Source organism: Duganella sp. 1411, assembly GCF_017833525.1.
Lineage (GTDB): Bacteria > Pseudomonadota > Gammaproteobacteria > Burkholderiales > Burkholderiaceae_D > Rugamonas.
On sequence record NZ_JAFICD010000004.1, the window covers coordinates 203,665 to 224,173 of the forward strand.

Here is a 20,509-nt window from a genome sequence, read left to right on the forward strand (position 1 = left end):
CCGCTAACGAACTGGTCCTTATCCTAACAGGCTCCAGCCCATATTGACAACCAAAGCGCTGTGCCGATTCGAAACACTCGGTTGGCGGACAAATAACCACGAAATCATTTATGCAACCATGGTTTTCACTCAATAATGGGTGCGCGACAAGCGCGACGACAATAGGGTCGGCGCGGGTTTGTCGTCCATAGGAATAGGAGTACTTGCAAGCGCCCCTGGGAAAACCGCGCGGCGGCGGCGCCGATTTGGACCTGGCGCCGCTGAACGGGTTGTAAAAGCGCTACGCTGCCCGTTGCGGAGGCTACCTACCTCAGAATTACACGGCGCCGCCGACAAACTGCCGATACCCGCGCGCGCGCAACTCGCACGCCGGGCAGGTGCCGCAGCCGTAACCCCAATCGTGCAGCGCGCCGCGCTCGCCGAGGTAGCAGGTGTGGGTGCCCTCGCGGATCAGGTCGACCAGCGGCTGGCCGCCCAGCTCCTGCGCCAGTTCCCAAGTCTGGCGCTTGTCGCGCCACATCAGCGGCGTCTCCAGCTTGATGCGGGTGTCCATGCCCAGGTTCAGCGCCACCTGCAGCGCCTTCATGGTGTCGTCGCGGCAGTCCGGATAGCCGGAGAAATCCGTCTCGCACATGCCGCCGACCAGCACCGTCAGGCCGCGCCGGTAGGCCACCGTGGCGGCCACCGTCATGAACAGCAGGTTGCGGCCCGGAACGAAGGTGTTCGGCAGGCCGTTGGCCTGGGTTTCGATGGCGATATCGTGCGTCATCGCCGTCTGCGAGATCTCCGAGATCAGCGACAGGTCGATCATGTGGTCCTCGCCCAGCTTGGCGTCCCACTCGGGGTGTTGGGCGCGCAGGCGCGCGATGACGTCGGGGCGGACGGTCAGTTCCACGGCGTGCCGCTGGCCGTAGTCGAAACCGATCGTTTCGACGCGGGCGTAATGTTTCAACGCCCAGGCCAGGCAGGTGGTGGAATCTTGTCCACCGCTAAAGAGCACCAGGGCGGAATCGGTAGGCAGCATGACATTTTCTTTCAGGGGTGACACGATGTTATATGTACGCCATCTTTAAGGGCGATCCGGTAACATGGCGCCTAGCGCACACCCTGATGGAGTCTCATGTTACCGGCATCGCCAGCAAAAAAATTGGCAAGATCACGAATTTTGGCACAAGTCACGCCAAAAGTATCTTGCTGCCGTGCAGCATTCACCTTGTTGTTGACCGTCGCGGCGGGCGCCGTGGCCATCGCCGGCCCGGCCTACGGCCAGACTCAGGAGTCCGCCCCGACGCCGGCCCCGGCCGAGATGCAGGCGGAGACCCAGGCCGAAACCCCGGCGCCGGTGGTCTCGACCGGGATCAAATACGAGGTCAACATCGACGCGCCCAAGGAATTGGAAGAGCTGCTGGAGAAAAACCTCGACCTGATGCGCTTTCGCGGCAACATCCGCATGGACCGCGACCAGCTGTTCCGGCTGGTGCGCACGAGCCCGGAGCAGATCCGCACCTTGGTCGCCACCGCCGGCTATTACGCGCCCGAGGTCAGCGTCAAGCTCGACCGTAACGTGACGCCGCTGGTGGTGCAAGTCAAGGTCGTCCCGGGCGAGCCGGTGCGCGTGGGAGAGGTCGAAATCGTGCTGCAGGGCTTCTCGCCCAACCCGGACCAGCGCGCCAGCAACCAGTTCAACGCCGACGCCCTCAAGGCCAGCTGGCCGCTCAAACGCGGCGCCGTGTTCCGCCAGGACGACTGGGAGGCGTCCAAGCGCGCCATCCTGCGCCAGGTGGTGCAAACCCGCTATCCGCGCGCCCAGCTGCTCGAGAGCCAGGCCACGGTCGATCCGGAGGCGCGCCAGGCCAATCTGCGCGTGGTGCTCGACAGCGGCCCGGAGCTGCGCTTCGGCGAGCTGCGCATCGAGGGCTTGAAGCGCTACCCGGCATCCGTGATCGCCAATCTGAACCAGATCGAGCCGGGCGACTACTACAGCGAGGCGGCGCTGCAATCGTACCAATCGCGCCTGCAGGACACCGGCTACTTCAGCAGCGTCGAGGTGAGCGCCGACATGAGCGCCATCCTCAACGAGCAGCTGGAGGCCGCCGCCACCCCGGCGCCGGGCGCGGAGCCCGGAACGCCGGCGGTGCCGCTGCCGCGCTCGGACAACGCGGCGACGATGGCGCCGCTGCCGCTGCTGGTGCGCGTGACCGAGAACAAGCGCAAGAACGTCAGCGCCGGTCTCGGTTACAGCACCAACACCGGCAACCGCGCCTCGCTGACTTATGACGACCTGGCGATCTTCGGCCTGCGCCTGAAAAGCGCGCTGACGCTCGAGACCAAGCGCCAGACGGCGCGCGGCGACTTCTACTTCCCCGTCACGTCGGACGGCTATAACCACAGCATCGGCGCCTCGTACGAACGCAGCGACATCGAGGGCGAGACCACCGCCGTCAGCAGCATCGCGGCCAAGCGCGCGTGGGGCACGCCGCTGCTCGAACGCAGCCTGTCGCTCGAGCTGCTGAGCGAGACCAAGACCGTGCAGGGCCAGCCCTCGGTCACCAGCAAGAGTTTGCCGCTGACGTACGCCGTCACCTGGCGCAAGGTCGACAACCTGCTAATGCCGACCAAGGGCTACGCGCTCAACGCCCAGGTGGGCGGCGCGCTGCTGCCGATCCTGACCGACGAGGCCTTCGTGCGCGCCTACACGCGCGGCATCTTCTATCTGCCGTTGAACACCACCTCCAACATCATCCTGCGCGGTGAAGTCGGCGGGCTGGGGTCGCGCGACAAGGTCGGCGTGCCGGCCGTGTACCTGTTCCGCGCCGGCGGCGACCAGTCGGTGCGCGGCTACGCCTACCAGGAGCTGGGCGTCAAACAGGGCGAGGCCACCGTCGGCGGGCGCTATCTGGCCACCGCCAGCGCCGAGTACCAGTACTGGTTCAAACCGCAGTATGGCGCGGCGGTGTTCTACGACGCCGGTAACGCCGGCGACAGCTTCAGCGCGCTGCATCCGAAGTCCGGCTACGGCGTCGGCGCGCGCTGGAAAAGCCCGGTCGGTCCGATCAACGTCGATGTCGCGTACGGACACGCGGTTCAAAAATATCGTTTGCACTTCTCGCTGGGATTCACCTTCTGATGGCCGACCATAACAACACCGAACAGCCGGGCGGCCCCGACACCGCCGTGGCCCCTGCCAGCCCTCCTCCGCGCCGCTGGCCGCGCCGCGTGCTCATCTCGCTGCTGGTGCTGGTCGCGCTGCTGGCCGGCGCCTTCTGGCTGCTGGGCCGCGAATCGACCTTGCAGCAGCTGGTCGCGCGCGTCTCCAAGGCCAGCGGCGGCCAGATCGCCGTCACCGGCGTCAGCGGCTCGCTGTACCACCGCATGCATATCGGCCAGCTGGTCTATCGAAGCAAGGACAGCGTCGTCACGGCGCGCGACATCGACATCAACTGGTCGCCGCTGCAGTATTTTTCCGAAGGCCTGGCCATCAGCGAACTGCATGTCGCCGCGCTGACGGTGCAAAGCCTGGGGCCGTCCGAGCCGGCCAAGATGCCGGAGTCGCTGGCGGCGCCGTTCCGCCTTAGCCTGTCCGACGCCCGCCTCGATAAACTGACCCTCGTCAGCGAAAGCGGCACCACCGTCATCGCCAACCTGCGCTTCGAGCTGGTTGGCGACAAGAGCAGCTGGCATCTGAAGGAAGCGTCGGCCGGCACGCCGTTCGGCCTGGCCAAGGCCGACCTGACCATCGCGGCCAACAAGCCGTTCGCGTTGCAGGGCAAGGCCTCGCTGACGCAGGCCGCCATCCCTGCCGCCGGCGCCAAGGACAAACCGCCCGCCGAGGGCGCGGCCAGCGCCGCCATCCCGGCGCAATTGAACCTGACCGCCGGCGGCAATCTGGCGCTGCTGGAGCTCAAGGCGCAGGGCGAAGCCGGACCGGCCAGCGGCAACGCCACCGTGGCGCTGGCGCCGTTCGATCCCATCATCCTGCGCGCGATCGACCTGACCGCGCGCGACCTCAATCCGGCCGGCTTCGAGGCCGGGCTGCCGGCGGCCAAGTTCAGCCTCAAGGTGACGGCGGCGATCACGCCAGAGCAGAAGCTGTCCGGCCAGTTCGCGCTGGTGAACCAGGACAAGGCCGGCCCGATCGACCGCGAGGCGCTGCCGCTGCAAATCTTCAGCGGCCGCCTGGGCGGCACCCTGACCGCGTCGCTGCTGGAAAACGTGCTGCTCGACCTGGGCCCGGCGGGCCACTTCACCGGCGGCGGCGACGTCCAGCGCAAAGGGCCGGACGCCGGCATCGACGCCGCGAACTTCAAACTGCACACCGACCGTCTGGACCTGAGCCACCTGCACACCAGCGCCAACAAGACGACCGTGGCCGGCGACATCGCGCTCGCCAGCACCCCGACCAAGCAAAGCCTGAACGCCAACCTGTCGCAGGCCGGCCTGCGGCTGGACGTGCAGGCCACGCTGGCCGACGCGCTGCTGCAGCTGCACCAGGCGCGCCTGCTGGCGAAGAAAGGCACGATCAGCGCCACCGGCCAGCTTAGCCTGAAGGACAAGCAGGCCTTCAGCGCCAAGCTGCGCGCCGAGCACTTCGACCCTTCCGCGCTGGGCGCCGGCTACCCGGTCGCCGATCTGAACGCCGACGTCAACGCCAGCGGCGCCATCGCGCCGGCGTGGCAGGTGGCGGCCGACTTCCAGATCAAGCCGAGCAAGCTGTTCGGCCAGCCGCTGACCGGCAACGGCAAACTGAACGCCGACGCCAAGCGCATCAGCGGCGTCAACGCCAAGGTGACGATGGCGCAAAACAACGCCGAGATCACCGGCGGCTTCGGCGCGCCGGGCGAGCAGCTGCGCTGGAAGGTCGACGCGCGCCAGCTGTCGGCCGTCAGCAGCGATCTGCTGGGCGCCATCAGCGCCAGCGGCGTCGTCACCGGCACCGTGCAGGCGCCGCGCAGCAGCTTCGAGGCCGACGCCAAGGGCCTGGCGCTGGCCTCGGCCAAGCGTCCGGCGCCCGATAGCCTGATCCACGCCAGCGGCAACGTGGCGCTGGCCGGCGCCAAGAAAATCCCCGAGGTCAAAATGACCGGCACCGTCCAGCGCCTCAATCCGGCCGCATTCGGCGCCGCGCAATCGGGCGCCATCAACGCCACCTTCACCGCGGACGCGCAGCTGACGGACGATTGGCGCGCGGGTCTGAACCTGACCTTGCAGCCGTCCACGCTGGCCAGCGCGCCATTGTCCGGCTACGCCAAACTGACCGCCGGCAAGGACGTCATCCGCGACGCCGATATCGATCTGCGCCTGGCCACCAACCGGCTGCTGGCCAAGGGCAGCTTCGGCAGCGCGCTCGATAAACTGGAGTGGAAGCTCGAGGCGCCGCAACTGGCCGCGCTGGGACCGCCGTTCGGCGGCGCGCTGCGCGCCAGCGGCACCTTGTCCGGCACCACCGCGCGGCCGGCGATCGCGCTCACGCTCGACGGCAGCGCCCTGCGCCTGCCGGGCCAGCAGCAAATCGGCGCCATCCGCGGCAGCGCCACCTTGGGCAACACGGTGGCCATGGCCGCCGCGCCGGGCGCCGTCGTCAATGGCGCGTCGGCCGCCGCGCGCCGCGCCGCCACCGCCGACGTTCCGCTGGTGAGCGACATCCAGATCACGCTGTACGAATCGCCATCGATCAAGATCGACAAGGCGCGCCTGCAAACCAGCGGCAGCCGCAGCGGCCACACGATCGACGTCAGCGCCAGCAATCCGCGCTTCGACGCCTCGCTGCGGGTCAAGGGCAGCTGGGCCGACGACGCCTGGACCGGCACCATCGACTCGCTGCAAAACAAGGGCCGCTTCGCCCTCAACCTCGTCGCGCCGGCGCAACTGCGCCTGGTGGCGCCGGACGGCAGCGGCGTCGCCGGCCTGGCCCGTCCCGAGAAGATCGCGCTGACCAACGCCACCATCAAGATCCGCGACGGCAGCATCCGCATCGACAACGTCGAAAAAAACGGCGGCGCGTGGCGCAGCAAGGGCCAGGCCACCGGCGTGCCGGTCAACTATCTGGGCCAGCTGTCCGACGCCTGGCGCGAGAACGTGCGCGGCAACCTGACCATCGGCGCCGACTGGGGCCTCAACCTGCAGGCGGGCACCAAGGCCGCCGCCCCGGTGCTGGGCGGCTCGCTGCACGTGTTCCGCGAACAGGGCGACCTGACCATCATCGGCGCCGACCTGTCGCAGGCGCTCGGGCTGACCAAGCTCGATGCGCGCGTCGACGTCAACGACGGCACGCTGCGCACGCGCCTCGACGTCGACGGCACCCGCGTGGGCCAGGCCCGCATCGATGGCAGCGCCCAGCTGCGCGACGGCAGGCTGGCCGACGCCAGCCCGTTCACGCTGGAAGGCAACGCCAATATGGGCTCGCTGGCCTGGCTGGCGCCGCTGGCGGGACAACCGGGGCTGGAAATCGACGGCACGTTGAAGCTGGCCATTTCCGGCGCGGGCACGCTGGGCGCGCCGCAACTGAACGGCGACATCAACGGCGACAAGCTGACGGTCAACCTGCCCGACGAGGGCATCAGGCTGCGCAACGGCGTGCTGCGGGCGCATCTGGCCGGCGACCAGCTGCAACTGCAAAAACTGGGCTTCGACGGCGCCGAGGGCCGCGCGCTGGCCGATGGCTGGATACGCTACGCCGGCAACGAGGCGACGATGGCGCTCAAGCTCACCGCCGACAAACTCGAACTGCTGTCGCGCCCCGACCGCATCCTGGTCGTCAGCGGACAAAGTTCCCTGACGCGCGACGCCAAACGCTTCCAGCTCGACGGCAAATTCCGCGCCGACCGCGCCAACATCGAGCTGGCCGGCGAAGGCGGGCCGACCATCAGCAACGACGTGGTCATCGTCGGCAAGGGCGCGCCGCCGGCCAAGTCCGCGCAGGGCATGCCGCTCAACGTCGATGTCGAAGCCGATCTTGGCGACGCGTTCAAGTTGCAAGGCAAAGGGCTCGACGCGCGGCTGGCGGGCGCGGTGCGCATCCGCATCGCCGACCGCCGTCCGCCCCGGATCAACGGCAGCATCCGCGTGGTCGACGGCACGTATGCGGCGTATGGCCAGAAGCTGGCGATCGAGCGCGGCGTGATCAACTTCACCGGCGCCTACGACAATCCAGGCCTGAACATCCTGGCTGTGCGGCGCCGTCCGGAGGGCGAGCCGCTGAGCGAGACCAACGTCGAAGCGGGCGTGGAGGTGCGCGGCACGGCGCTGGCGCCGGCGGCCAAGCTGGTGTCGACGCCGACGGTGCCCGACAGCGACAAGCTGTCATGGCTGGTGCTGGGCCACGGCATCGAGAACACGGCCGGCAACGACATGGCGCTGCTCAGCACCGCCGCCGGCGCGCTGTTCGGCGGCAGCGGCGGTGGCGGCACGGGCAAGCTGGCCGGCAAGCTGGGATTGGACGAACTGGGCGTGGGGCAGGCGTCGGGCACGTCGACGGCGGGCGCGGCGACCGGGTTGCAGAACACCGTGGTCACGATCGGCAAGCGCATCTCGTCGCGCGCCTACCTCAGTTTCGAGCAGGGCGCGGGGACGGCCACAAGTTTGGTCAAGCTGCGCTACAAGCTCAATCCGCGCATCACCTTGCAGTTCCAGACGGGGACCAACAACGCGCTGGACGTACTGTACACCTGGGCGTTCGATTGAGTGGATCCACGTAGGGCGGATTAGGCGGAACGCCGTAATCCGCCATCGATGAGCCGCCGGTCACGCACGCATTGGCGGATTACGCTGCGCTAATCCGCCCTACGTGATCCCCGATATCACATCGCGTCAGCTGGGATTGTGGTCGGGGACGGGATCGTCCTGCGGCACCGGATGCGGCACGTGCGGCGGCGACGGTGGCGCCGTATCGTCATCCGGCTGCGGATCGGGCGCGCGGTGCGAGGTGACAAATTCCATGATCTTCACTCCAGATAAAGGACGGGCGTCCATTCTACGACGCCCGCCGATTACACCGGTTTCGCCTGACGCACGTATTTATCCAGCCAGGCGTTGGTCTCATACAGCATATGCAGGATCGATTCGCGCGCGCGGTAGGCGTGCGATTCCTTGGGCAGCATCACCAGCCGCGCCGTCCCGCCCAGCCCCTTGATGGCCTGGAACATGCGCTCGCTCTGCAGCGGGAACGTGCCCGAATTGCTGTCCTCCTCGCCGTGGATCAGCAGCATCGCGTCCTTGATCTTGTCGGCGTTATTAAACGGCGACATCGCCTGGTACACGTCCTGCGCCTGCCAGAACGGCCGCTCCTCCGACTGGAAGCCGAACGGCGTCAACGTGCGGTTGTAGGCGCCGCTGCGCGCGATCCCGGCGCGGAACAGGCGCGTGTGCGCCAGCAGATTGCCGGTCATGAAGGCGCCGTACGAGTGGCCGCCGATGGCGATGCGGTGGCGCTCGGCCACGCCACGCCGCACCACTTCGTCCACCGCCGCCTGCGCGTCCGCCACCAGCTGCGGCAGATAGGTGTCGTTGGGTTCCTGCTCGCCGCTGCCGATGATGGGGAACGACGGATTATCCAGCACCGCGTAGCCCATCGCCAGGAAGGCCGCCGGCCCCCAGTAGCTGACCGAGTTGAAACGGTAAGGCGAACCGGTGGTCTGGCTGGCCGCGCCGGCCGATTTGAACTCCTGCGGATAAGCCCACATCAGCAGCGGCAACGGGCCGTCGCGCGTCTTCTCGTAACCGGGCGGCAGCATCAACGTGGCCGTCAACTCGACGCCGTCGTTGCGCGGATAGCGGATCTGCTCCTTGTGCACCTCCTTCAACTGCGGCGTCGGATGGGGATAATCGGTCAGCGCCCGCAACTGCTCGCCGGCCGGCTTGGTCAGGTCGCGCAGGTAGTAATTGGGCCGCTCGGTGGGCGACTCGCGTGTCGTCAGCAGCAAGGTGCCGTCGTCGTTGAGCACCGCCGCCACGTTCTCGAAATACGGCGCCTCGCTCTGGAACAGCCGCGTTTTCTGTTTGGTTGTCAGGCTCAGGCGGTCGATGAACGGACGGTCGCCTTCCGGCGTCGCGCCGGCGCCATCGAGCAGGATGGTGGTGCCCGGCCCGATCAGCAGCCGCGGGAAGCCGGAGACGTCGGCGCGCATCACCGGCGAGCCGGGGTTGCTGTAGCGGTCCTCGTACGATCCGGCGTAGATCAGCTCCGGCGGCGTTGACAGGTGGCCGGGGGCGATCATCCACTGCTTGTAGTGACGCGTCTTGTGCCAGCGCTCGTTGATCAGCGCGACATCGTCCCTGCCCCAGGCGATGCCGGCGTAGCGCATCGTCAAGCGCGCCAGCACCTTGGGCGGCTCGGAGAACGGCGCCGCCTGCAGATACACCAGGTCGCGGATGCCGTCGGCCACCGGACGGGCCGGGTCCCCGCCATCCTGCGCCTCGGCCCACACCAGCGAGGCCGGGGCGTCGGCGCGCCACGACACATGGCGCACGCCGACCGACACGGCGTCGTTCCCCGGCGGCAGCCCCTCCTCCAGCGGCAGGATGGCCACCGTGTGCAGCAATTCGCCATCGAGGTCGCGCACGTCGACCCGCTCGCCGAAACTGGACGCCGGCACGACGTACGAATACGGCCGCGTGATGCTTTGCGTGAGCAGATACTCGCCGCCGGGCGCGATCGAGGTGCGCGAATACTGGCCGGGCGCGCCGATCATGCGCGCCTTGCCGTGCAGGTCGAGCAGCACCATTTGCACCGTGACGTAGTGCTCGAACAGGCGGGCGTCGTCCTCGTTCTTGAGCAAATCCTGATAGGTGCGCAGCTGGCGCACGGCGCCATCGGCCTCGCTGTCCTGCTGGATCGGGCCGGACGGAATGCCGGTCGGCTGCGGCGCCTTGGCCATGCCGGTCGGACGCCAGTGCACCAGCAGCCCGGCGCTGTCGGGCAGCCAGTTGAAGCCGCGCGTGAGCACCGCCGACAGCGGCTGGGCCGACAAGCGGCTCGCCTTGCGCGCGGCGATATCGACCAGCCACAATTCGACCGCGCCACGCTCGCCCTTGAACGCCATGTGCGTGAAGGCGAGGTAGCGCTGGTCCGGCGACCAGGCCAGGTCGGACAGGCGCAGGCCGCGCGGCAGGCCGCGGATGCGGCTCTCCTTTTGCGTGGCGATGTCGAGCAGCGCCAGGTCGGTGCCGAACGAGAAGCGCGACGAGGAACAGGTGCGCGGGTTGATGCGCAGGCCGGCCAGTTTGAGCTCGGGCTGCGCCACTTCGGCGATGCCGGGCAAGGGCGGGGTTTGGACCACGGCGGCCAGGTCGCGTTGGGGACTGAGACTGAGCGCCGGCGCGCGCGGGGCGTCGACGATGGACTGCAGCGCGGCCGGCGGCAAGCGGTAGCCGCCTTCCTGCGCGCCGGCCTGCGGCGAGGCGGCCATCAAACCTAAATTCAGAGGCAGCATGGGGATCTGTTTGTTCATGGATGTCCTTTCGGTCCAGAAGCGCGAGGCTGCTCGGTACTGCTGCGGTTCAGTGTGCTTATGCTATACGCGAATGTCAATGAATGCAGGAATTGTCGTGACAATCTGTAACCCCGCGCCGCAACACCGCGCGACGGGCGGCCGCGCTGTACAATCGCAGTTCTTCGAATGACGCGGTTGGATAGACTATGGAAATGACAACGCTTACGCTGTTACTGCTGGTACCACTGGCGGTGTGGCGTATTTACTCGCGGCTCAAACGGCTGATCGTGCGCACCAAGTCCGAACTGTGGCGCCATTACGCGATGGCGAGCGTGATGTCCGTTGTGCTGCTGGTAATGTTGGGCCTGCTCATCGGCAAATGGATCGCGCTCGGCGCGCTGCTCGCCGGCGCCGCCGCCGGCGCCGCGCTGGGCCAGCGCAACCTGCGCCTGACGCGGCTCGAGAACAAACCCGATGGCTTTTTCTACACGCCCGACCGCCGTATCCCGCTGCTGGTGACGATGCTGTTCATTAGCCGGCTGATCTACCGCTTGTTCGAGGCCTATCTGCACATGCACGACGGCCTGGCGCTGGATCCGGACTTCCTCGGCAATCCCGTCACGGCGGTGCTGGTCGGGCTGCTGGCCGGGTATTACGCCACCTACAGCCTGCTGCTGGTGCGCTGGCACAAAAGCCAAAAGCCGCTGCCACGCCCGATCGACATCTTCGATATCAAATAAGTCATGCGCTGGCGGCGGCTCGCCGATGGCGGATTACGGCGTTCCGCCTAATCCGCCCTACGTGGAACCGTGGTTCGGCCGCGCCGCATGCCGCCATGCGTGGAATCGTGATTCGGCCGCGCCGCGTGTCGCCATGCGCGGAACCGTGTTCGGCCTGGGCGGGCGCAGCCCCCCTGAAACACGTAGGGCGGATTAGCGCAGCGTAATCCGCCATGCATGCGCCGCCGGGAACTTACGAAACGGCCACCTGCCCCACCGCGCCGCAGCAACAGCAACGCCGATAAAAACCATATAAAAAAGCCACGCCTTTTAAACGACAGTGCTATCGTTATGCTGCGGAGCGGGGAGCAATCGGTGATATGCTGATGTATCCGCACAGCAATAATTTACATGGCAAATGAACACTTCCATCTACGACAAGACCGCCAAGGGCAAGGAGGAGATCGCGACACGCAAGTACCAGCTTGCGACGCGTCTGCGCACCCTGCTGGTCCAGATCGACGGCCGCCGCACCGAGGAGGAACTGTTGCGCAACGTGGCGGGATTGGGCCTGGGCGCGAGCGCGCTGGCGGAGTTGGTGGAGCATGGCTATATCGTGCTGGCGACCAGCTATGCATCCCTGGCCGAGCCCGCGCCGGCCGAACCCGCGCCGGCGCAGCCACCGTTGCCGGAACCGGCGCAGATCGCCCAGTTCCAATCGATTTATGATTTCTACAACAAGACCATCAAGAACACCATCGGCCTGCGCGGCTTCACCCTGCAGCTGAAGGTGGAGAAGGCCAGCAGCGTGGCCGACCTGCGCGAGCTGCGCCAGCCCTACGTCGAGGCGGTGCAAAAGGCGCGCGGCGGCGAAACCGCCGCCGCCCTCGCCCGCCAGCTCGATCAGCTGTTGGGCGCCACCTCCGCCGATCAGGCCGACTAGGCCGCCTTGGCCGCCTTGGCGCCGTCGGTGCGGCGCTGCAGCACGAAGATCGGCTGCGCCCACTCGGTATCCTTCTTCTTTTTACTCGTGATGAGCGTCAGTTCGGAAGGATCGTAGACGTCCGTGTTGTGCGTCAGCGGGGTCGTCATCAGGTACTGGGCGTCGGTGTTCTTCAGGAACTCGCCGACCAGCTGGATGTTGCGGATGTCCAGGTGGGCGAACGGTTCGTCGATGAACACGAAGCCGCCGGAGCCGTCTTCCGACTTCAGCAAACCAATCAGCAGCACCAGCGATTTCATCACCTGCTGGCCGCCCGACGCCTCGCCGTCGTTCATGCCGATGATGCCCTTGCCGTCGAACTTGAAGCGCACGTGCAGGCCGGCCTGCGCCAGCTGCGTGTCGTCGTTCTCCAGCCGCACCGGGTCGGAGTGCACCTCGATGCCCGCCAGCTCGCCCAGCTCCTTGATGTTCTTGGAGTAGGTCTTGATGGTGTAGCGCAGCCGCTCCATGTAGGCGCCGCGCGCGTTGCCGGTGGCCTCGATGGCGCGGTTGTTCTGGTAGCGGCGCTCCTCGGTCTCGGACTGGCGGCCGCTGAGCTGCTCGTTCAGGCGCTGATACTGGTCGATGACCGTCGCATCCAGTTCCCAGTCGCTGCGCGACAGGCTCGCCTCCAGGCTGTGGATGCGCAGGTTGACCTGGTGCGCGTTCTGATGGTCGCTGACCAGGCGCAGGCGGCGCTCCGGCCGGCGCCAGCTTTTCGGCAGATGGCGCCACGCCTTGCGCAACGCCAGCAAGGCGCGCGCGTGGTCGGCGCGCTGCTCGATCTGGCGCTTGTTATTCAGGCGCATGCCCGCTTCCGCTTCCGACAAGGCGAAGCGCGCGTTCTGCCACGTCGTGTCGGCGCGCGTGCGGGTCACCACGGCGTTCTTGATCAGGTTTTGCAGCTCGCCCAGGCGGGTGCCGACTTCGGTGCGCTCTTCCTTCAGCGGCACGGCGTTGCGCGCCGCCTCGTCGAACTCCTCCTGGCGCGCGGCCAGTTCCTTGGCGGCGTCGACGCCGGCCAGGCGGGTTTTCAGCGCGCTGATTTCCGACGCCAGCTTCGAGACGATCAGCGTCAACGCGTCCTCCTGCGCCTCCAGCGCCGGCAGGGACTTCTGGATCGCTTCCATCCGCTGCGTGCGGCCGGCGGAACCGAAGCGGTAGCGCGACGCCTCGACGAACAGCGAGCGTCCGCCGCGGCGTTCGCGGTGGTAGGCGTCCGGCGTGATCCACTCTTCGTGGTTGCCAAGCTTGGCGCCGGCGTCGACGGTGTCCACGCGCGTGATGCGCGACAGCTGTTCCACCAGCCAGGCCGGAACCTTGGCCGAGAACTTCACCACCGACATCAGGCTGTCGTCCTTGACGGTCGGCGCGTGCACCAGGTCCGGCACGATGAAGTGGCGATAGCGCTCCTTCTCCGCCAGGCGGTAGGCCGCCGAGGCGTCGCTCGATTTATCCAGCAGCACCACCGACGCATAGCCGCCGAGCACACCCTCGATGGCGCCCTGCCAGCGCGCGTCCGTCACCTCGACGATGTCGGACAACATGGCGTGGCCGATGCCGGCGTCGTTCAGCGCGCGGCGCATGGTGCGCTGGGCTTCCGGTTCCGGCATCGCGGTCTTGCCCTGCAGCGCCGAGATGGTCGCCAGCTCGCCGGCGATCTTGGCGGCGATGGCGTCGCGCGCGTTGCGCTGGCGCGCCAGCTCGATTTCCTTTTCCTGCAGCGTCTGCGCCACTTCGGCCAGGTCGGCGCCGGAATCGGCGGCCAGCTTTTGCAGGCGCACCTTCTGTTCCAGCAGGCTGTCGAGCGGCTTGAGTTTGCCGTTGATGTGCGTCAGGCGCGTTTGCAGCGACGTCGATTCCTGCTCCAGCACCGTCTCGTGCTGCTGCGCGTCGCTCAGTGCCTTGGCCTGAGCGGCCAGCTGGTTGCGCTTGTCGGTGATCTGCTGGTCGGCCTGCATCAGCGGCTTGCGCGCCTCGCGCAACTGGCGGCTGACGTTGCCGTGCTTCTCGCGCGCCTCGTGGTACTCCAGCGTAGGAAGAACCTCTTCTTGTAAGTTGCGGCGTTCCTTGTTCAGGTCTTCCCACTGGTGGTAGTTGGCCACGCGCAGGCGCAGGCCTTCCAGGTTGGTCTTGGAAGCTTCCAGTTCGGTTTCGAAGCGTTTCAGTTCGACTTCGGTGTCGCGCTGGTGGCGCTTGGCCTCGTCGTACGCGTCCAGCACCTCCTTGTCGCCGAAGACCTGGAACACCAGGTCGAGCAACTGGCGCGGCGCGTATTCGCACAGCTTGTCGGTCTCGCCCTGCTCGAGCGCCAGCACTTTGGCCATCGCCGGCGACAGGCCGGCGTTGGCCAGGCGCTTGCGGTAGTTCTCGACGCCGAGCCAGTCATTGCCAACTTCGCCGATGTCCTCGATCTGCACGTTACCGGGCCGCATAAGGTACTGGCGCTTCCAGTCGCCGCCGTTCTTCTGGATCTGGCAGAACAGCGTGACCTCGTCGTCGCTGAAGAAGCCGGAGCTGCGGAACGGACGGTTCGACAGCTGCTTGCCGACGTTCTTGTTGTCGACCACGGCGCGCAGCCAGGCGGTCTGCTGGCCGCTGTGGCGCGCGTAGTGCTTGTAGGTGCGGCCCATCGAGCAATCGAGGCCGAACAAGGTGCGCAGCGCGTCGAGCAAGGTGGTCTTGCCGGAGCCGTTCTGGCCGGCGATGGTGATGATCTTGGCGTCCAGCGGGATGTTCTTGATGCGCTGCCAGTAATCCCAGTGGACCAGTTCTAACGATTTGATATGAAACATGGTTTAGTCCTTGGTGGGCAGGTCGGTGTCGTCGGGCGGGATGTCGAACGCCGGCATGGCGCCGTCTTGCGCATCGTCCTGGGCCTCGTCGGCGCCCTGCTCCGCCGCCGGTTCGTCGTCGTTGGCGGCGATCGGCGGCGTGCGGCGCGGCACCGGAATGATCTGCGCCGGCGAGCGTTTGAAGACGTCGGCCAGCGCGCCGTTGATGATGCGCTCCTTGAGCTGGTCGGTGTCCATCATCAGGTCCAGCAACGGGCCTTCGACGATGACGTCGCCGCGCCGCTCGATGAAGCCCAGCTTGGCCAGGATACCGAGGTTCATGTCGAGGCGCGTCTTCTTGCCCAACTTGTCGCCGAAGTCGGCCAGCAGCGCCTTGTAGGCGATGCCGATCGAGGTGTCCTCGGCGCGCGGCAGCGGCTTTTCGATGCCGAACATGTCGTTTTGCTCGTCGTCCGCGTGCTGGTGGGTCTCCTGGCGTTCGCGCTTGGGCAGGATGATCTGCGCCCACAGCACCACCAGCAGGGCCACGCCGTCGCGCGACAGGCCGAAGTTATTGTTTTGCCAGACGTCGCGCGCGCCGAAGATCTTCGGCTCGATGGCGCGGTGCAGCGCCAGGGTCACGTGGTCGGCGTAGACGTTGTCGAGCAGTTTGAGGCCGGTGGCCAGCAGGCGCGCGTCGACTTCGGCGCGGAACAATTCGTCCGACAGCACGCGCTTGACCAGTTTGTCGTCGCGGCGCAGGTGTTGATGCGTCAGCAGGCGCGCGATCAGGATTTGGGAATCGTCATTCATCGGACTTGTCGCCTTCCGGTTTCAAAGAAAGTGAGAGGGAGGCCAGGGACATCGCCGCCACGTGCAAATCAGGCAGCTGTACCATTTCGTCGCAGGGGTTGAAGGTGACCGGCAGGCGCGCCAGGTCGCCGGTGGCGCCCTGCAGGCGCGCCTCGTCGGCGTCGCCCAGCAGCGGCAGCAGCGAGGCGCGGTACGAGGCCACGGCGAACGTCGCCGGCAGCAGCGTATCCTGCACCGGGATCGACGGCGGCGCCTCCCCGGCCTTGGGGGCCGGCAGGTTGGCCAGCGTGGCGAAATCGGCCAGGCGCGAGAGCCACTCGTCGAGCTCCTGCTGCATCGCCGGGCCGTCGCTGATGGTGGTCGGCGCGTCCTCGCCGGACGGCAGGCCGCCGGCGACGGCGCTGACGGCGCGGTCGGCCAGCAGCTCGGTCTCGGCGACGTCGATCATCTCGGCCGGGGTGATAAACAGCGGCACCACCGGCTGGTCGATGGCGCCTTCGGCCAGCGAGGCCAGGTCCTCGTGCAGCAGCAGCCAGCGCTTGATGTCGGTGGTCGACAGGCCGGACTGGCCCAGGTGCACGCGCTGGCGCTCGATCTGGTTCAGGGCGCGCGAGAACATGCCCTGCATGTTGAGCAGCGCCGATTGCGCGCGGCCGATCGCCTGCGCCGCGCGGTGCGTGGCGCTGTCGGCGTTTTCGTCGGACAGGATGGCGCGCAGGATCTCGGAGCCCTTCTCGACCCAGTCGCAGGCCATGTGCCACTTGGCCTGCGAGGCGCGCAGGCGGAACTCGGAGCCGGAGGCGATGGCGTCGGAGAATTCCTCGGTCAGCTCCACCAGGCGGCCCAGCAAGTGCTGCAGCTGGTCGACGGTAACGCCGCCCATCACCTGGGCGCCGGCCACCTGCGACAGCAGATAGCCCATGTCGGCCGGATCTTCCTCTTTACCCATGGCCAGCAGCGCGTCGATCGCCGACAGCACGTTGCGCGCCATCGGCGTGACGCGGTAGACGGCGTGCTGCGCGTCCCAGGCGAGCAGCTGGTTGGTGCGCAGGCGCATCAGGACCGTCTCCAGGCTCTCGGGCAGCAGATAGGCCAGGCGGGTGTTGATGTCGGCGCGCGTGAAGCTGGCCGAGGCGGTGTCGGCGGCCAGCTCGCGCAGCACCAGCAGGCGCACCAGCACGCCGTCGAAACCGCCGTGGAACAGCGCCGTGAACACCTGCAGCAGCGGCTGCGCGCGTTTCAGGTGGTAGACCTGCTCGATTTCGTCGGCCGAAATGTTCGGCTTGAAGTGGGCCTGGAGGCTGTTTTGCGTATCTTGCTGGTCCAGCGCCTGCTCGGACGCGGACTCACTTGTTATAGGTTCAATCATTCTCTGCCATTCTGGTCGCAACGCGATTGCAAATCGTGCAACAAAGCATCATCATCGCGGGGGCGTCAGTATAGCAGGCGGGCGCGGGCAGGTCCGCCATTTCGGCGGGCGGGGTCAGGTCCGCCATTTCTACACGGCCTCAACGTTCCGGCGCCCGGCCGCGCCGATACGGCCCAGGCCGTGTAGAAATGGTGGACCTGACCCCGGAGTTTATTTTTTGACAACCTTGTCCAGGGTCTGGTCGACGAAGTCGCCGTCGGCGTCCTTGAACACCACCCGTACCGGGTACCAGTCCATCGACGGCGCCAGCCACAGGTCCACCTGCGAGCCCTTGTCGTCGGCCAGCGGCCCGCGCACCAGGTGCACGGCGCTGACCTCGCCGCCGCCGGTCTGCACCGGTTCGACGTTGGCCACCTTGAAGCTCCATTGCTCGGCGTCGCGCCGGCCGGCCACAAAGTACGACCATTCGCTGCCCGGCTTGAACTTGTCCGGCGTGGCCCGCGCCTGCGCGGCGATCTGCCACTGGATGCTGGCCCGGTCCTGCTCGCCACCCTTGATCGGGTAGGTCTCGTCGCCGACGCTGAAGCTGATGGTCTTGGCGTCGCGCTTGAAGCTGGTGGTGTTGGCCTCCTTGCGGAAGCGCTTTTCGTAAAACGCCACCGGCGCCAGACCGTAGTCGTCGATCAGCCCTTCGCTGCGCGTTTCGAGGATCTTGCCGAAGATGGCGGCCCGGCTTTCCACCGCCAGCGAGTATTTGCCGTCGCCGGCGCGCCATTGCACGGCGGCCGTGCCGTTGATGGTCAGCCCGTGCTGCCGGGCCGCGATGTTGTAGCTCAGGTCCGCCGACGGCGGTTCGCTGTGCGCCCGCTTGACGCTGGGATGGGGGCCGGCGGCGGCGTCGGAGGCCGCGTGCGCGCCCGCCATGGCGCCGGCGCCGAGGATTAACGCCAGTAGCACGGCGGCGCGCGGCGGACGGACGGTTCGAGTTTTTTGCATGTTATTTTCCGGATTCTGTCATCGTAATGTTGGAGACGGTTTGCGTGGTCAGCGCGCCGCTCGCTTCGGTGTTGCGCATCTGCACCGGGTACCAGTTCATCCCCGGCGCCAGCCATATGTCCAGCCGCGACGAGTACGAGCCCGGCTTGGGCGGCCGCGTCAGGTGCCAGGTGACCACCTTGCCCATCTTCGTGTCCAATTCTTCCTCGCCGACCAGCTGGAAGCGGAAGATCGTCGCTTCCTTCTCGTCGCCGACCTGCAGGTCGATATCGCCGCCGAACTGGTTGACGTCGGCGCGGCCGATGCCCCCCAGCTGGAACGGCACAGTCGCCTTGTCCTGCGCGCCCGTCAGCAACGGGTAGCTGCGCTCGGACGCCGAGAACGTGATCGTGTTCCGGTCGCGGTTGAAGTGGGTCGCGGTCTCGGCCCGGCGCGTGCGCTTTTCGGTGACCTTGAGCGGCGCGATGCCGAAGTCGTCGATGACGCCCTCGCTGCGCAGCACCAGCAGGTTGATGCGCGTCACCAGCAGGCTGATCCCGGCTTCGACCGAGGCGTCGTAACGGCTGCCGTCAGTATGCCACGTCATCGACGCGGAGCCCGTCCATTTGGTGCCGTCGGCGTCGACCCGCGCCACCGCCATGTCGAACCTGGCCGACGGCGGCAGATGGACCTTGTAGCGCCGCATGGCCTGCGCCGGCGCCGGCGACGGCGCCGGATCGGCCGGCGCGGCCGCCGGCGCCTCGGCCGCGACCGGCGGCGCGCCCGTCTGCGCCCGCCCGGCGCCGGCCTGCGCCTGGTCGGCAGCCTTGCCGCCCGTCGCGGTCCCGTCCCCGTCCGCGGCCGCGTCGCCCACCGGTACCGGCGTGGCGTTGACGGCGACCAGCACGTCGCCGGGCGGCGCCGATTCCGGCGGCGGTGGCAGCGGCTCGGGCGGCGGCGCGCGGCGGGGGCGCGGCGGCGGCGCCTCGCGCGGCGCCAACGGCTTGACGTCCACCAGCGGCGCGCTCTCGACGCGCTTGGGCAAGGTCAGGCGCAGCTGCGCCGTCATCACCGACGGCGGATGGGGCGTCGTGCGCGAGGCGGCGGACCCGAGGTGATTGCCCGCCCAGTCGATCGCCGCGAAGTGCAGGGCCAGCGTGGCCGCGCACACGGCAAGCAGGCGGCGTCGCTGAAAGAGGTAGGAAACAATCGTCATGCCGCTAGTTTAACGTGTTCGCGGCTTGCCATCGGCCCGCCCCCGCGCGGCGATGGAAATGTTGTCAAAATCTTTTTGAATGCGGCCCGGATATCTGCTACGCTGAAACCTGATCCCACAGGAGACATATATATGGCCAATACGCAGATGCCGAACATTCCAGGCGCCGGAGTGATGACGGATACTTTAGATTTTGTCAAAAACCTGTGGGGCAGCATGAGCGTTCCCGGGCTGACCGCGCCGACCCTGTCGGTGGACGAGCTGGATAAGAAAATCAACGACCTGAAGGCCGTCGAGAGTTGGCTCAACCTCAATATGAGCATGCTGCGCGGCAGCATCCAGGCGCTCGAAGTGCAGCGCGGCACCATCGCCACGCTCAAATCGGTCGGCGCCAGCCTGGCGGCGGCCGTCAACACGGGCGCCAACGACAAGTCGATCTTCGACGCCAACCCGTACGCGTCGGCCTTCTTCCACCACGCGCGCGAGGCCGACAAGGGCCCGGCCAGCACGCCATCCTGGCCGCCGGCGCATTCCGCACCGCCTGCGCCGCCTGCCCCTTCACAGCAAGCCGCGCCCAAGGCGGAAGAAGCGCCGGCCGCGAAACCCGTCCCGGACGCCGCCGCGCAAATGCCCAATCCGGCCGTGTGGTGGAATCTGCTGCAGGATCAGTTCAAGCAGGCGGTATCGACGGCGTTGGCGTCCGAGTCGATGATGGCCGATGCCGCCGCGCGCGCCACCGACACGGCGGTCAAGTTCGCGGCCGCCGCCGGCGCCAAGCCCGCCGCGGCGAACGCCGGCGCCGAGGGCGCGCAAGGCGCGGCGGCGGCCAGCGGCAATCCGGCGGCCAAGCCGGCGCCGAAAAAAGCCCCGGCCAAGACGGCGCCCGCGAAAGCCGACAAACCCGGCAAAGAAAAACCCTAGTCCGAGCCGCCGCCCGGCGCCGGCCCTAAGCCAGGCGCTGGATGCGGATGGCGTCGATCAAGCCGTCCGCCTGGCGCTGCACTTTTTCGATATCGATCAACCCCTCCTGTTCGAGCAGCTTGGCGCCGTCGTGGGCCGACTGGAAACTGTCGAGGGTATCGCCCTTGGCGGCGACCGGCCGGATCCAGGCCACGCTGCCCACCTTCATCTTCACGTACACTTCTTTTGCGATATCGCGCATATTGTTTTGCCCTTTATTTGCTCTTGTGGTGACAGCGAATCGGGCGCGGACGGGGCCGTGCCGCGATTCAGT

General features: G+C 67.3%; 14 protein-coding genes. 5 read left to right on the top strand and 9 right to left on the bottom strand.

Annotated elements, in window-relative coordinates:
* Positions 1–316: 316 nt before the first annotated feature.
* Positions 317–1,024 carry a 7-cyano-7-deazaguanine synthase QueC gene (gene queC, locus JOD97_RS21730; protein WP_209723203.1) on the bottom strand — a complete coding sequence of 236 codons (708 nt, stop codon included), beginning with the start codon at positions 1,022–1,024 and terminating at the stop codon, positions 317–319.
* A gap of 282 nt (positions 1,025–1,306) precedes the next feature.
* Here queC and JOD97_RS21735 point away from each other — a divergent pair, with 282 nt between their 5' ends.
* The gene (locus JOD97_RS21735; protein ID WP_209723796.1) at positions 1,307–3,127 is read left to right on the top strand and encodes an autotransporter assembly complex family protein; all 1,821 of its coding nucleotides are present in this window, start codon (positions 1,307–1,309) and stop codon (positions 3,125–3,127) included.
* Complete coding sequence (locus JOD97_RS21740; protein WP_209723205.1) at positions 3,127–7,680, top strand: translocation/assembly module TamB domain-containing protein; 4,554 nt, start codon at positions 3,127–3,129, stop codon at positions 7,678–7,680. The genes JOD97_RS21735 and JOD97_RS21740 overlap by 1 nt, the downstream gene beginning before the upstream one ends.
* A gap of 126 nt (positions 7,681–7,806) precedes the next feature.
* Here the strand turns inward: JOD97_RS21740 and JOD97_RS33035 are convergent, their stop codons facing one another.
* Complete coding sequence (locus tag JOD97_RS33035) at positions 7,807–7,935, bottom strand: hypothetical protein (RefSeq protein WP_255585903.1); 129 nt, start codon at positions 7,933–7,935, stop codon at positions 7,807–7,809.
* Positions 7,936–7,985: 50 nt separating this feature from the next.
* On the bottom strand, positions 7,986–10,445 hold the full coding sequence (locus JOD97_RS21745) for a S9 family peptidase (RefSeq protein ID WP_229264631.1): 2,460 nt from the start codon (positions 10,443–10,445) through the stop codon (positions 7,986–7,988).
* Positions 10,446–10,639: 194 nt separating this feature from the next.
* On the opposite strand from JOD97_RS21745, the gene JOD97_RS21750 reads away from it, so the two are divergent.
* Together JOD97_RS21750 and JOD97_RS21755 are read left to right on the top strand one after the other, a co-directional pair.
* The gene (locus tag JOD97_RS21750) at positions 10,640–11,167 is read left to right on the top strand and encodes a hypothetical protein (RefSeq protein ID WP_229264632.1); all 528 of its coding nucleotides are present in this window, start codon (positions 10,640–10,642) and stop codon (positions 11,165–11,167) included.
* Positions 11,168–11,564: 397 nt separating this feature from the next.
* The gene (locus tag JOD97_RS21755) at positions 11,565–12,089 is read left to right on the top strand and encodes a hypothetical protein (protein WP_209723209.1); all 525 of its coding nucleotides are present in this window, start codon (positions 11,565–11,567) and stop codon (positions 12,087–12,089) included.
* On the opposite strand, the gene JOD97_RS21760 is transcribed toward JOD97_RS21755, so the two are convergent.
* The 5 genes from JOD97_RS21760 to JOD97_RS21780 form a co-directional block, all read right to left on the bottom strand.
* Complete coding sequence (locus JOD97_RS21760) at positions 12,086–14,923, bottom strand: ATP-binding protein (protein ID WP_209723211.1); 2,838 nt, start codon at positions 14,921–14,923, stop codon at positions 12,086–12,088. The genes JOD97_RS21755 and JOD97_RS21760 overlap by 4 nt on opposite strands.
* A gap of 3 nt (positions 14,924–14,926) precedes the next feature.
* A complete protein-coding gene (locus JOD97_RS21765; protein ID WP_209723212.1) occupies positions 14,927–15,715 on the bottom strand; it encodes a hypothetical protein in 789 nt (262 codons plus the stop codon).
* Positions 15,708–17,084, bottom strand: a complete 1,377-nt coding sequence (locus JOD97_RS21770; protein ID WP_209723214.1) for a hypothetical protein — start codon at positions 17,082–17,084, stop codon at positions 15,708–15,710. The genes JOD97_RS21765 and JOD97_RS21770 overlap by 8 nt, the downstream gene beginning before the upstream one ends.
* A 210-nt stretch (positions 17,085–17,294) precedes the next feature.
* On the bottom strand, positions 17,295–18,080 hold the full coding sequence (locus tag JOD97_RS21775) for a DUF3108 domain-containing protein (protein WP_373999909.1): 786 nt from the start codon (positions 18,078–18,080) through the stop codon (positions 17,295–17,297).
* 1 nt (position 18,081) lies between these two features.
* Positions 18,082–19,275, bottom strand: coding sequence for a DUF3108 domain-containing protein (locus JOD97_RS21780; protein WP_209723216.1), 1,194 nt, complete (start codon positions 19,273–19,275; stop codon positions 18,082–18,084).
* Between the two features lie 174 nt (positions 19,276–19,449).
* Here JOD97_RS21780 and JOD97_RS21785 point away from each other — a divergent pair, with 174 nt between their 5' ends.
* A complete protein-coding gene (locus JOD97_RS21785) occupies positions 19,450–20,196 on the top strand; it encodes a PhaM family polyhydroxyalkanoate granule multifunctional regulatory protein (RefSeq protein ID WP_229264633.1) in 747 nt (248 codons plus the stop codon).
* 25 nt (positions 20,197–20,221) lie between these two features.
* On the opposite strand, the gene JOD97_RS21790 is transcribed toward JOD97_RS21785, so the two are convergent.
* Positions 20,222–20,437 carry a hypothetical protein gene (locus tag JOD97_RS21790; protein WP_209723220.1) on the bottom strand — a complete coding sequence of 72 codons (216 nt, stop codon included), beginning with the start codon at positions 20,435–20,437 and terminating at the stop codon, positions 20,222–20,224.
* Positions 20,438–20,509 lie beyond the last annotated feature (72 nt).

Excerpts from the sequence above, each read along its gene's own strand:
- queC (WP_209723203.1), bottom strand. The coding sequence starts at position 1,024 with ATGCTGCCTACCGATTCCGCCCTGGTGCTCTTTAGCGGTGGACAAGAT.
- JOD97_RS21735 (WP_209723796.1), top strand. The coding sequence starts at position 1,307 with ATGCAGGCGGAGACCCAGGCCGAAACCCCGGCGCCGGTGGTCTCGACC.
- JOD97_RS21740 (WP_209723205.1), top strand. The coding sequence starts at position 3,127 with ATGGCCGACCATAACAACACCGAACAGCCGGGCGGCCCCGACACCGCC.
- JOD97_RS33035 (WP_255585903.1), bottom strand. The coding sequence starts at position 7,935 with ATGGAATTTGTCACCTCGCACCGCGCGCCCGATCCGCAGCCGGATGAC.
- JOD97_RS21745 (WP_229264631.1), bottom strand. The coding sequence starts at position 10,445 with ATGAACAAACAGATCCCCATGCTGCCTCTGAATTTAGGTTTGATGGCC.
- JOD97_RS21750 (WP_229264632.1), top strand. The coding sequence starts at position 10,640 with ATGACAACGCTTACGCTGTTACTGCTGGTACCACTGGCGGTGTGGCGT.
- JOD97_RS21755 (WP_209723209.1), top strand. The coding sequence starts at position 11,565 with ATGAACACTTCCATCTACGACAAGACCGCCAAGGGCAAGGAGGAGATC.
- JOD97_RS21760 (WP_209723211.1), bottom strand. The coding sequence starts at position 14,923 with ATGTTTCATATCAAATCGTTAGAACTGGTCCACTGGGATTACTGGCAG.
- JOD97_RS21765 (WP_209723212.1), bottom strand. The coding sequence starts at position 15,715 with ATGAATGACGATTCCCAAATCCTGATCGCGCGCCTGCTGACGCATCAA.
- JOD97_RS21770 (WP_209723214.1), bottom strand. The coding sequence starts at position 17,084 with ATGATTGAACCTATAACAAGTGAGTCCGCGTCCGAGCAGGCGCTGGAC.
- JOD97_RS21775 (WP_373999909.1), bottom strand. The coding sequence starts at position 18,080 with ATGCAAAAAACTCGAACCGTCCGTCCGCCGCGCGCCGCCGTGCTACTG.
- JOD97_RS21780 (WP_209723216.1), bottom strand. The coding sequence starts at position 19,275 with ATGACGATTGTTTCCTACCTCTTTCAGCGACGCCGCCTGCTTGCCGTG.
- JOD97_RS21785 (WP_229264633.1), top strand. The coding sequence starts at position 19,450 with ATGACGGATACTTTAGATTTTGTCAAAAACCTGTGGGGCAGCATGAGC.
- JOD97_RS21790 (WP_209723220.1), bottom strand. The coding sequence starts at position 20,437 with ATGCGCGATATCGCAAAAGAAGTGTACGTGAAGATGAAGGTGGGCAGC.